12 protein-coding genes are annotated in these 12742 nt (G+C 39.0%); 9 read left to right on the plus strand and 3 right to left on the minus strand.

Annotated features, from left to right (window positions below):
- Window positions 1-9: 9 nt before the first annotated feature.
- Complete coding sequence (gene aroQ, locus JXQ92_RS16935; protein WP_421987871.1) at window positions 10-432, minus strand: type II 3-dehydroquinate dehydratase; 423 nt, start codon at window positions 430-432, stop codon at window positions 10-12.
- 89 nt (window positions 433-521) lie between these two features.
- Here aroQ and xerD point away from each other — a divergent pair, with 89 nt between their 5' ends.
- A complete protein-coding gene (gene xerD / locus JXQ92_RS16940) occupies window positions 522-1421 on the plus strand; it encodes a site-specific tyrosine recombinase XerD (protein WP_421987828.1) in 900 nt (299 codons plus the stop codon).
- On the opposite strand, the gene corA is transcribed toward xerD, so the two are convergent.
- The gene (gene corA / locus JXQ92_RS16945; protein ID WP_421987829.1) at window positions 1422-2531 is read right to left on the minus strand and encodes a magnesium/cobalt transporter CorA; all 1110 of its coding nucleotides are present in this window, start codon (window positions 2529-2531) and stop codon (window positions 1422-1424) included. It abuts the gene before it with no gap.
- A gap of 229 nt (window positions 2532-2760) precedes the next feature.
- Here corA and JXQ92_RS16950 point away from each other — a divergent pair, with 229 nt between their 5' ends.
- The 8 genes from JXQ92_RS16950 to JXQ92_RS16985 all read left to right on the plus strand — a co-directional run bounded on the left by JXQ92_RS16950 (window position 2761) and on the right by JXQ92_RS16985 (window position 11766).
- Complete coding sequence (locus tag JXQ92_RS16950; RefSeq protein ID WP_421987830.1) at window positions 2761-3807, plus strand: quinone-dependent dihydroorotate dehydrogenase; 1047 nt, start codon at window positions 2761-2763, stop codon at window positions 3805-3807.
- Between the two features lie 73 nt (window positions 3808-3880).
- Window positions 3881-6418, plus strand: coding sequence for a DNA translocase FtsK 4TM domain-containing protein (locus JXQ92_RS16955; RefSeq protein ID WP_421987831.1), 2538 nt, complete (start codon window positions 3881-3883; stop codon window positions 6416-6418).
- A gap of 22 nt (window positions 6419-6440) precedes the next feature.
- Window positions 6441-7079 carry a LolA family protein gene (locus JXQ92_RS16960; protein ID WP_421987832.1) on the plus strand — a complete coding sequence of 213 codons (639 nt, stop codon included), beginning with the start codon at window positions 6441-6443 and terminating at the stop codon, window positions 7077-7079.
- Entirely contained in the window at window positions 7076-7891 is an 816-nt protein-coding gene (pyrF, locus tag JXQ92_RS16965; protein WP_421987833.1) for an orotidine-5'-phosphate decarboxylase, read from the plus strand. Before JXQ92_RS16960 ends, pyrF begins: the two co-directional genes overlap by 4 nt.
- 25 nt (window positions 7892-7916) lie before the next feature.
- Window positions 7917-9191: a DUF2851 family protein gene (locus tag JXQ92_RS16970; RefSeq protein ID WP_421987834.1), complete on the plus strand. Its 1275-nt coding sequence runs from the start codon at window positions 7917-7919 to the stop codon at window positions 9189-9191.
- 61 nt (window positions 9192-9252) lie between these two features.
- A complete protein-coding gene (locus JXQ92_RS16975) occupies window positions 9253-9885 on the plus strand; it encodes a NeuD/PglB/VioB family sugar acetyltransferase (RefSeq protein WP_421987835.1) in 633 nt (210 codons plus the stop codon).
- Window positions 9886-9937: 52 nt separating this feature from the next.
- Window positions 9938-10906: a rhodanese-related sulfurtransferase gene (locus tag JXQ92_RS16980; protein WP_421987836.1), complete on the plus strand. Its 969-nt coding sequence runs from the start codon at window positions 9938-9940 to the stop codon at window positions 10904-10906.
- A complete protein-coding gene (locus tag JXQ92_RS16985) occupies window positions 10903-11766 on the plus strand; it encodes a nucleoside phosphorylase (RefSeq protein WP_421987837.1) in 864 nt (287 codons plus the stop codon). The genes JXQ92_RS16980 and JXQ92_RS16985 overlap by 4 nt, the downstream gene beginning before the upstream one ends.
- Before the next feature lie 166 nt (window positions 11767-11932).
- On the opposite strand, the gene JXQ92_RS16990 is transcribed toward JXQ92_RS16985, so the two are convergent.
- On the minus strand, window positions 11933-12517 hold the full coding sequence (locus JXQ92_RS16990; RefSeq protein WP_421987838.1) for a hypothetical protein: 585 nt from the start codon (window positions 12515-12517) through the stop codon (window positions 11933-11935).
- Window positions 12518-12742: the final 225 nt, after the last annotated feature.

Genomic DNA, 12742 nt, shown 5'->3' on the forward strand with positions numbered 1-12742 from the left:
GATCGCTGCTTAAGAGTCGGATGTTAAATAACCCATTGCCATTTCATAACCTTTCAGTCCAAAGCCAGTAATCATACCAGCACATTCCTTTGTAATAAGGCTTAGGTGTCTGAATTCTTCTCTGGCATGAATGTTTGATATGTGTACTTCTACTACGGGTGTGTTAATAGCTGCAATAGCATCTGATATGGCCACCGAAGTATGCGTATAGCCACCACCATTGAAAATAATGCCATCAAAGTCGAAGCCAACTTCATGAAGTTTGTTAATCAATTCACCTTCAATATTACTCTGATAATAAGTCAGTTCAATATTCGGGAAATTGCTTTTTAGTTTTTCTAAATAGCCTTCAAAAGACTCATCACCGTAAATGCTTTTCTCTCTGGTACCGAGCAGATTCAAATTTGGTCCGTTTATGATGATAACCTTCATAGTCATCAAAACTACAGGATTCTTCAATTGATCTAAAGTTTAACGGCCGATTATTATAAGTTAGGTCAAGGATTTGACTATTATTGAATGTGTCTTGGGAGGTTTACATACAGGAATACGAGAATTATTTAAAGCTAGAGCGGTCTTTGAGCGCAAATTCAGTGGATGCCTATGTAAGAGATGTTGAAAAGCTAAAACAGTTTCTAGCCATTTCAGAAAAAGAACTAAACCCTTTAGAAGTATCAATAATAGAACTCCAGAATTTTATTGAATGGATTAATGAATTGGGCATGAGCGCTTTTTCTCAAGCCAGAATCATATCAGGCCTTAAGTCGTTCTATAAATTTCTGCTTTATGAAGGTGAATTAAATGTGGATCCTTCTGAATTGCTAGAAGCACCAAAACTAGGGCGGAAGCTTCCTGATACATTGAGTGTGGAAGAAATCGACCAAATTTTTGAGGCTATTGACCACTCTAAGCCAGAGGGAACACGAAATAGGGCAATGCTTGAAACACTGTACAGTTCAGGGCTTAGGGTAAGTGAGCTTATTGGGCTAAAAGTATCCAATGTTCATTTCGATGCTGGGTTTCTAAGGGTTTTTGGCAAGGGAAACAAAGAACGTTTGGTGCCAATTGGTAGAACAGCGCTTAAGCATATTGATGTTTATCGAGATACTATCAGGAACCACCTTGATATCAAGCATGGTAACGAAAGCATTCTGTTTTTGAATAGGAGAGGGAGGCAACTCACTAGACAAATGGTTTTTACCATTATTCGCGATTTGGTAGCACGTGCTGGAATTCAAAAAACGATTAGTCCACATACCTTTAGACACTCCTTCGCAACGCATTTAATAGAAGGTGGCGCCGATTTGAGAGCAGTTCAGGAGATGCTAGGACACGAATCTATTACCACTACCGAAATATATACCCATTTAGATAGAGACTATCTAAGGCAAATAATTCAGGAATTTCATCCTAGAAGCTGATTAAAGCCATTTTCTCTTTTTGAAGTAATAAAGCATGCTTAAGGCAATGATTATAATTACACCCCAGAAAATGGGATAAGCATGTTTATAACCGAGCTCAGGAATAAATTCAAAATTCATACCGTAGATACCCGCCATAAATGTAAGTGGGATAAAAATGACCGAGAATATTGTTAGAACCTTTAAAATGTCATTCAACTTATTGGTCATATGCGTGTGATAGGTGTTGAGGTTATCATTAATTGTTTCTCGGTATACCTCTATACTCTCTGCTACATATGTAGTATGTTCAAGTAAATCTTTCAGAAATGGACGAGTTCTTTTTTCAATTAAGTCCGAATCTGACTTGTTTAAGGCGATAATGGCATCCTTTAAAGGACGTATATACCTTCTTAACAGGTTGACTTCTTTTTTGACCAAGTTGATATCAGTTAAAATATCCTTGCTTACCTCATCCAAGAGCATAACCTCCTGTTCGTTTACCACATCTCCATATATTTCAATAATGGCTAAAAAGTGATCAATTATAACGTCAAGTAGGGCAAAAGCCAGATAATCGGATTTTCTTGTTCTAATTCTTCCTTTCGGCTTTTTCAATCTGTTTCTTACGCCATCGAAAACATCCCCATCTTTTTCTTGAAATGTAATGATGATGTTTTCACCTACAACAATGCTGAACTGTTCGCTGATCACCTTTTTATCAGTGGTTCTCAACATCTTGGTGGCAAAAAGATAATGATCGTCGTGCTCATCGAATACTGGCCGTTGGTTTACGTTCAATATATCCTCTAAGACAAGCGTATGAATATTGAATTGCTCTCCAATTTGCTTGATGATAGGAATCTCGTGCAGTCCTACCACGTTAAGCCAAGCGATACTTCCTTTCTTTTGAACGTCGCCCAATTCTGAAATCGTAATCAGACTCTGTGTGAAATGAGTTTCACTGAACCTAATGAGTTCAAGCCTTACTTCGCTCACGTGCTGTTCGCCCGTATAGATAAGAGAACCAGGCATTTGGTTCAGCTCTTGGGCCATTTCTGTAGGCTCAGTCATCTTGGTTCTCTTTGTAAAAAGACGTTCTGCACGAGAAAGGTATTTTAATTCCTTCAAAATAGAGATGGTTTTATATCCGTCAATATCGCACTTTAAGTTTAAATGAAAAATGTTGAGTATTTGGCCGAGGCCAGTCATCAGAAGCTTCCTCTAGTCGCCCAAAGTGATTTGTTTCAAGGGGCTATTTCAGATGAATTTGATCGATAGCACCTTTATGTCTACGATTTCCTGCCCAAAGAATTATTCCTTTCGAGGATAAGCTCTATTTTTGCCAAAAAGCTCCCCATTGTATAAAAGTATCATACGCCCTTTTCTATTTACTAAAAATGCAGAAGCAGCTCATTATTTTGCATTTCGATGGATTAAAAGACTCTTTAATGTTCCTGGTGCCAAGGCTATCGCCGAAGGCATGTATGGTTATACTAATCCAAAGCTTGCTTCTGAATGTTTCGGTTTAAGTTTTAAGAATCCGGTTGGACTTGCCGCTGGCTTCGACAAGGATGCGAAGATATCAGATGAATTATCGGCTTTCGGCTTCGGCTTTATTGAAATAGGAACAATTACACCGAAGCCTCAAGAGGGAAACCCGAAACCTAGGCTTTTTAGATTGCCCGACGATAAGAGTTTGATCAATCGGATGGGATTTAATAATCAAGGTTTAGAGGCGGCTATCGAACGACTTAAGGTTAGAAAGTCAGATGTACTGATCGGTGGAAATATTGGTAAAAACAAAGTGACACCGAACGAAGAAGCGGTTAACGATTATTTGATCTGTTTTAAAGGACTTCATCCTTATGTAGACTATTTTGTGGTAAACGTCAGTTCGCCCAATACACCAAACCTGAGGGCGCTCCAAGAAAAAGAGCCCTTGAAGCATATTTTGAATAGTTTGCAAGAAGCAGGTAAAGCCTTCGATCAGAAAAAACCGATTTTACTGAAAATTGCTCCAGATCTTTCTGAAGATCAGCTATTAGATATTGTTGAAATAGTAGAAGAAACTGGAATTGATGGCGTTATCGCTACAAATACAACTATTTCTCGCGACGGTTTAAGAACGCCTAGCAAAACAATTAAAGAAATTGGAGCAGGAGGATTGAGTGGTCAAGCCGTGAAGGAAAGGGCTACAGAAGTCATATCTTTTCTTCATAAAAAGTCGAATGGGAGTTTTCCAATTATTGGAGTTGGAGGCATTCAGACTGCTAAAGACGCTATAGATAAGCTAGAAGCGGGAGCTAGCCTTGTTCAAGTTTATTCAGGCTTTATTTATGAAGGACCAGGTATGGTTAAACGCATAAACAAAGGGATTGCCCAGTGGAAAGAAACCAAGCAGTAAGATCGTTTGATCAATTGTGGTTTCAGTTAATTAAATTCGATTAAATTCGTATAATCAGGTTTTAGATTTTTAGATGGCCAAAAACACTTATAAGTCCAATACTTTCAAATCCAATAGCAAGGAAAAAAGGCCTAAGAAGAAACTTTCATTTAAGCTGAATGTCCCTTTCCTGAAAGACAGAAGGTTCCTACTTTCCATTGGATTCTTTTTACTACTCTCGTCAGTATTTATCTTTCTGGCCTGCGTTAGCTATCTCTTTACCGGTAAAGTAGACCAAAGTGTTGTTGAAGCATTTTTTAGTCAAGATGAAACAGTTAAAAATCTTGGTCAAGAAGCTGCGAACTGGATGAAGCTAGTCGGCGCACTAGTATCTCATAAACTTATTTTCTCTTGGTTTGGCGTTTCAGCATTTCTGATACCACCACTCTTGTTCATTTTCGGATACCGGATTGTTTGGGGTAAAGCACTTGTAAAATTATCTAGAGCCATTTCCTTTGTAGCCTTTTTCCTGATCTGGTTGAGTCTACTGATGGGTTCAATGATCAAAGGAGGAAATTCAGTTTCAGAGTGGAGCTTTTATAGTGGAGGCTTAGGCTATGAACTATCTATCTTTTTCGATAGCCTTTTAGGATTTGGAACTATCCTGTTTTTGGCCTTTACCTTGTTAGTATTTGTAATTTTCTTCTTCAATATCACGGAAGTACTGGCTTTCAAAAAACAAACTAGTCCAGATGCTGAAATGGACGATTTATCGCCATCGCCTCTTTCTACGGAATCAGAAACTTTGCCAACTGAAGAAGAAGCCACAACAGAAGTTAATGAAGTGGCGCCTGATTCAGAAGAGGAATTAAAGGAATGGGTAGTTTCATTAAAAGAAGAGAAAGAAAAAGAACAGGAAAAAACGGCTGAGGCTACTGAAACGCCTGTAGTTGTGGAAGAAACTATTGAACTCGACGCCACTCCGGCAAAACCTGCTGAAAAGAAAAAAGAAACAGAACTTGAGTTGGAAGTTGCTCCAGTGAATGAGCCTGCCGAGAAACAGCCTAGTTTTGAAGTGGAAATTAATGATGCAGCAGAGAAATTAGTTGCGAAAGCCGGGCACTACGATCCAACGCTTGATTTACCAAAATTTAAGTTCCCAAATATTGAGCTCTTGAGGGAGTATTCTACCGGAAAAATCTCAGTAACTAAAGAGGAACTTCAAGCTAATAAGGATAAGATTGTAGAGACCTTAACCAATTTCAAAATTGGTATTGCGAGCATAAAAGCGACTATTGGGCCTACTGTAACCCTTTACGAGATTGTACCTGAAGCCGGTGTCAAGATTTCTAAGATCAAGAATTTAGAAGACGACATTGCCTTAAGTCTTGCCGCATTGGGTATTAGAATCATTGCGCCAATTCCGGGAAAAGGAACTATTGGTATTGAAGTACCGAATAAGAATAAGGAAATGGTTTCCATGAAGTCGGTTATATCAACTGATAAATTCATGAATTCAGATATGGCTTTGCCAGTTGGACTTGGTAAGACTATTTCTAACGATGTTTTTGTAGCCGATTTGGCGAAAATGCCTCACTTACTGATGGCAGGTGCCACAGGTCAAGGTAAATCAGTCGGCTTGAACGTGATTTTGGCTTCCCTTTTATATAAGAAGCATCCATCACAATTGAAATTCGTTTTGGTGGACCCTAAGAAGGTTGAATTAACACTTTTCAATAAAATAGAACGACACTACTTGGCGAAGCTTCCTGACAACGAGGAGCCAATTATTACAGATACCAAACTGGTTGTAAATACATTGAACTCTCTATGTATTGAAATGGACCAACGCTATGATTTATTAAAAGATGCGGCTTGCCGAAATATTAAGGAGTACAATCAGAAGTTTGTTGATAGAAAACTTAATCCTGAAAAAGGACACAAATTCCTGCCTTACATCGTCTTGGTGATAGATGAGTTGGCTGATTTAATGATGACGGCCGGTAAGGAAGTAGAAACACCCATTGCTCGACTGGCACAATTAGCGAGGGCAATTGGTATTCACTTGGTAGTAGCAACACAGCGACCTTCTGTGAATGTTATTACCGGTATCATCAAAGCAAACTTCCCAGCAAGGTTGTCGTTTAGAGTTACTTCGAAAGTGGATTCTAGGACAATTTTGGACACTGGAGGAGCAGATCAGCTGATTGGGCAAGGTGATATGTTGCTTTCTTTGGGTTCTGATGTGATAAGATTGCAATGCGCATTTGTAGATACGCCAGAAGTAGACGAAATTTGCGACTTTATTGGCTCTCAAAAAGGATATGAATCTGCCTATCTACTCCCTGAATTCACAGGTGATGAAGGAGATGCTGGTAAAGCAGATGTTGATTTATCCGATAGAGATGCGCTGTTTGAAGAAGCAGCCAAGTTGATAGTAATGCATCAACAAGGAAGTACAAGTTTGATTCAGCGAAAATTGAAATTGGGCTACAATAGAGCTGGTAGATTGATTGATCAATTAGAAGCAGCAGGAATTGTTGGTCCTTTTGAAGGGAGTAAAGCGCGTCAGGTATTAATACCGGATGAATATAGTTTGGAACAGTTATTGAATACTATCGACGATAATTGACTCAAAGAGATTAGATAAGAAGATGAAGAGAATATTTTACGTGATGATTTTGGTAGTTATTTCTATAACTGTCAAAGGGCAAGGTGAAGCAAAATCTATCCTTGATAAAATGAGCGAGACATACAAGGCCATGCCGGGTTATGAAATCGCATTTGTACAAAAAGTAATCAGCGAGTCAGAAGTAATTGAAAGACTTAGTGGTAGTGCTGCTGTAGCCAAAGAAAAATTCGTTCTGAAATTTCAAGATCAGCACATTTACTGTAATGGTCCCGTTTTATGGACATACCTTGTCGAAACACAAGAACTAACGATCAGTAACTTTGAGCCAGAAGAAGGAGCGATTAATCCAGCCAAAATATACGACATCTATAAAGAGGGCTTTAATTTTGAATATAAGCGACTTGACGAAGTAAATGGCGAACCGGTACATGTTATAGAATTGATTTCGACCGATGAAGATGCGGATTACCCTAAAATTTCAATGTACATAGGACAGAAAGATTCTTATTTGAAAGGATGGGATTTAATAGATTATGATGGTGTAATTTCCGCTTTTGAAGTCTCTAGTTTCAAACCTAATCAGAACTACGACGCAAAGTTCTTCGAGTTTGATGAGAAAGCTAATCCTGTGCAACATAAAGAGGATTTACGTAACGAATGAATCGACAAGAGCTCTTTGAGCAAATCCAAAAAAAATCATCGTATCTCTGTGTAGGCTTAGATACCGACATAGAAAAAATACCAGAACACTTATTGTCAGAGGAGGATCCGCTCTTCACTTTTAATAAACAAATTATTGATGCTACTGCAGACTATGCCGTAGCTTATAAACCTAATATTGCTTTTTACGAGGCACATGGCATATCGGGCTGGCAAAGCTTGCAAAAGACTATAGATTATATTCCCAAGGATATTTTTATCGTGGCAGATGCCAAGAGAGGAGATATTGGAAATACATCTAAGATGTATGCTAAAGCCTTCTTTGAGCAAATGAATTGCGACTCCATAACCGTTGCCCCTTACATGGGCGAAGATTCCGTTAAACCATTTTTAGCATTTCCAGATAAATGGGTGATCCTGTTGGCCCTAACCTCCAATGCCGGTGGTAAAGACTTTCAGAACTTGGAATTGGCACAAGGGGGAGATGTTTATGAAGAAGTATTGCGTAAAAGTCAAGAATGGGGTAGCCATGACCAATTGATGTACGTAGTGGGTGCTACTAGAGCCGAAGCTTTGATCAACATTCGTAAGATTGTACCAGAACACTTCCTGTTAGTTCCAGGAGTAGGAGCTCAAGGAGGAAGCCTTGAAGAGGTTTCAAAGCATGGTATGAATTCTACTTGTGGCCTGTTGGTCAATTCCTCAAGAGGGATAATCTATGCTGATAAATCAGTTAATTTCGCTACCGTGGCAGGGCAAAAAGCACGAGAACTCCAGCAAGAGATGGCTGGTTATTTAGATAATTATCTTTAAATTCTGGGTGTAAACGCACGCACCCATGATACAAGAATCCTTTCTCCACTTTGTGTGGCAGAACCAATACTACAATAAGCAAAATCTAACTACAACACGTGGTGAAAGTGTATCGGTTAATAAAACTGGAACACTCAATACACTAGCTGGCCCTGATTTTAAAGAAGCCCAACTAACCATAGGAGCAATTCACTGGGCAGGATCAGTAGAAATTCATATCAAAGCCTCCGACTGGTTTAAGCACGGACACAGCAATGATGCTAACTACGAAAATGTAGTATTGCATGTAGTCTATGAAAACGACAAAGAAGTTAAACGCTCAGATGGTTTACCAATTCCGACGATTGAACTAAAGGGCTTAATTAAACCGAAACTTCTTGAAAGGTATACCGCCATAGTAACAGCAGAAAACAAAATACCTTGCGGTGATCAACTTAAGGGAACAAGAGTTATTACTAGGCTTTCAATGCTGGAGAAGGCCTTAGTGAACAGGCTAAAAAAGAAGTCAGAGGCAGTTACGAGTTTGCTAAAAGAGAATAATTTCTCATGGGAAGAAACAGCCTATCAATGGCTATCAAAAGGGTTTGGGTTTAAAGTCAATGCTGACAATATGTTGGCTATGGCAAAGTCTGTCCCTTCAAAAATTTTAAGAAAACACGATCAGCTCGTTCAATATGAAGCCTTACTTTTTGGCACATCGGGGCTATTAAATATTGATTTTTACGATGAGTATCCAAATCAACTCAAAAAGGAATATAAGTATTTAAAAGCCAAGTATAATTTAGTGGAAAACGTGAGCTACAACCAATGGAACTTCTCCGGTGCCCGACCGTCAAACTTTCCAACAATACGCATAGCACAGTTAGCCTTCTTTCTATTTGAAAACCAAAACATCTTCAGTCTCTTTACTGAATTTAAAGCCCCTAAAATACTCATTGATGATTTGCATATTGAGCATTCAGAATACTGGAACAACCATGTTGTCATTGATAAGCAGAGCAAGATGAAAGTAAGTCAGATGAGTAAATCCGCTAAAGTAAATTTGCTAATTAATACTACAGTACCATTACTTGTTGCTTACGGACAATACCAAGATAAGCATGAGTACTTAGAAAAGGCTATGAACTTGCTGATGTCGCTACCACAAGAAACCAATTCAATAACAAAGTTGTGGTCCCAGCACGGGTGGAATGTTGCTTCGGCTTTCGATAGCCAAGGTCTGATTGAATTGCATAACGCATATTGTATTCAAAAGCGCTGTATGTCTTGTAATATAGGTGCCGAGTTAGTGAGTCGATAATTGCCCCAGCTGCATCAAATACGTTCAAAAACATTATCTTTGCGCTTCAATTGAAGTATGAATGGAAAATCCAGTAATCATTTTTGGTGCAAACGCACTTGGGCAGGCCGCCAAAGAAATTTTTGAGAGCAATGACATTATCGTTTATGGATATTTAGACGATAATAAAGACTTGCATGGCAAAGAATTGGGAGAGTTATCGGTAATGGGCCGCACCGACGATGATGGCCATTTAAAACTTATTGGCAAGAAATGTGAAGCCTTTATCGCGGTAGATGATCGTGCCTTGCGAAAAGGTATCGTGAAGCTATTAAAAGAGCGCAGGAAAATGATGCCAGTGAACGCTATTCATAGCAATACCGAAATAGCACCGACTGCACACGTTGGGCACGGAGAATTCATCAATAGTGGAGTTGTAATTGGTGCCAATGCCAAAATTGGAGATCACTGCATGATTAATAGTAATGCGCTGGTTGATTACAGTGCAGAACTAGGAGACTTAGTACAAGTAGGCGCAGGGTCTGTGATTGGTGCCGAAGCTAAATTGGGCGACAATGTGTTTGTTGGATCTGGTGTTACAATAGTACCAGGTATTAAGATTGGAAAAAATGTAAGAATAGGCGCAGGGTCTGTTATTATAGCAGATGTTGATGCTGGGAAAACCATGTTCGGTAACCCGGCCAAAGAAGTTTAGAATAAATTTTTAGTTAACCTATAACCACCCTATCAGCAATAGGGCAGGCATTATGGAAAAAGAATACTCAATATTACTGTATTATTGCTACGCTAAAATCGAAGATTTTGAAGCGTATAGAGAAGAACATCACCTTTTTTGTGTTGATAATAATCTAAGAGGACGAATCATTATTTCACCAGAAGGACTCAATGGAACCGTTTCTGGTTTTGAGCAAGACTGTGAAGCCTATATGAAATACGTTCAGGGCGATAGTCGTTTCGCGCACACAGAATTTAAAGTCGAAGCCCATGATAGAATGGCTTTTGCCAAGCTGCATGTACGCGTAAAACCTGAAATTGTACACTCCAGTCTCAAACACATTGATCCTAATGTTGAAACGGGCAAATACGTAGAGCCCTCTGAGTTCAGGGAAATACTAGACCAACCCGATGAAGACACAGTTATTCTAGACGTAAGAAGTAACTACGAACATAAAGTAGGTAAATTCAAAAACGCACTCACACTTGATATCGATAACTTCAGGGATTTTCCAGAAGAAGTTGAACAACTAGGTCACCTCAAGAAAAAGAAAGTTATTACTTACTGTACAGGTGGTATTAAGTGTGAAAAAGCCAGTGCTTATTTGTTAGAACAAGGCTTTGAAAATGTATATCAGCTGCATGGCGGCATAATTAAATATGGAATTGAAGCTGAGGGGAAAGATTTTGAAGGTAAATGTTATGTTTTTGATAATCGCATTACTGCTGATGTCAACGTAGTCAACCCATCGATTCTATCCAAATGCCATATTTCAGGAGTGCCTACTGATCGTATGGTCAATTGTGCAAATCCTGAATGTAATGCGCACATCCCAATGTCTGAAGAAGCGGGTTGGTTAATGGATGGTTGCTGCTCAGACGAATGCAGGCAAAACCCAGCAAGGCGTCCATATAATGGAACCGGCTATTACCAAAAGAACACAAATCATTACAATCCTTTAAAAGGGGTGAAAAGAGATCCTGCAAAAATCGAACAATGAGTCGTATTCCAGAATCGGAATTAATTCTGACACCAGGAGGAAGGGTGTATCACCTTAATTTACTCCCGGAAATGGTTGCCGACACCATTATCGTAGTGGGCGACCCTGAAAGAGTGCCTAAGGTAAGTTCTTATTTCGATCAGGTGGAACATCGTGTGAATAGTCGGGAGCTGGTTACGCATACAGGTAATATTGGTGGAACTAGAATATCTGTGATTAGCTCTGGTATGGGAACTGATAATGTAGAGTTGCTGATGACTGAGCTCGACGCATTAGTCAATGTCAACCTTGAAACAAGAAAGGTTAATAGAATCTTAAAGCGACTTAAAATTATCCGTATTGGCACTTCTGGTTGCCTGCAAGAAGATATTCCACTCGATGCGCATTTAGTCTCTAAAGCCGCGCTTGGATTAGATACACTAATGAGTTTTTATAATTGGGATTCAAGTGATGCAACAGACGCATTTCTCTGGAATCTTCGAGAGTCATTAGGCTTGAATTTTCAGCCTTATATGGCGAATGCATCAGAAAGCTTGTTAGAACTTTTCGACCAAGGGTTCCATAAGGGAGTAACAATAACTGCTCCGGGCTTTTATGCACCACAAGGAAGAGAAGTAAGACTAAGGCCGAAAATCAGTGGTTTGGTAGATAGGCTAGCCAAAATGGATACCCCAAAGGGTCGATTTACAAATTTAGAAATGGAAACCGCAGGTTATTATGCTATGGCTAAACTTCTTGGTCATGAAATGATTAGCCTGAACGCCTTAATAGCCAATAGACCTAGGCAAGAGTTTTCTTCAAATCACGAAGCCGCTATAACAAGTTTAATAGAACGCGTTTTGGCAAAACTAGTACACTAAAAAGGGCGTAATAACTACCTTCTTGTTTTCCTTTAAACGCTTTATTTAAACGTTTTTTATATGTTTTTGAGTGTTTATAAACATGAAGTTGGTAAAACAGGTAACTTCAAACAGGGTATAGAATAAAAAAAAATATATCTCCTTTTACCAAGCCGAAGAGGCGCTTTTACTTTTTCTTAGCCTTCAAATTGCCTTGAATCAAAAGATTGAACTCGGTACAAGTGAGAACACCGTTAGTAGAATAAGGGCAAACTTGATAGAGCTTTTCACCAAATTTGTCAATCGTTATGATCAAATCATCACCTTTACAGACAGGACAGGTGATCGGTTTGTCATCATTGCATTGAACGGTATTCTGATAAAAGAATTTGTTATTCACATTAGCCGATGAAACAACCCCTCTATTCTCTCTAAATCCCTTTTCAGCTTGCTCTAAGAGTAAAATTGTTTCCTTTGAAAATTGACCAGTACTACCTTTCAGTTCTAAATACTTATTAAGCCAGTCAATGCTTTGGGTATACTTTTGAAGAAATAAGGAATTCTTTCCAAAGTGAAAACAAAAATCTGCAGGCAAAACCTCAATAGCATCCAAAGCCTTCATAAAGTAAACATCAGCCTCTTCAAACTGTTCTTGTGCTAAAAGTACAACAGCAGAGTCGATGTTTAGCCTAGGATCAGCAGGGCGTTCTACAATTTGTGCTTGCGAGATACTTGCAGTGAGGAAAAAAGCTAGGAGTAGAAATTGCTTCATAGGAATTCGTCTGACGCTAAATTAACAAAGTTTATACACTAAAAAGCCCCGGTAATACCGAGGCTACATTTCTTAACAGTATTTAACGGTGCCGGGACACCGAAAACTGTTCCTACTTGCGGCTACCTTTTTTCTTAGGAAGTGCAATCTTCTTTCCTGCAATGCTATAAATGCCAAGACCGGTGGCAATTACTGCTGCTGCTGTTAAAAATAGTGTTTTCTTTT

It is taken from the genome of Roseivirga sp., assembly GCF_049099775.1.
Taxonomy (GTDB): Bacteria; Bacteroidota; Bacteroidia; order Cytophagales; family Cyclobacteriaceae; genus Roseivirga.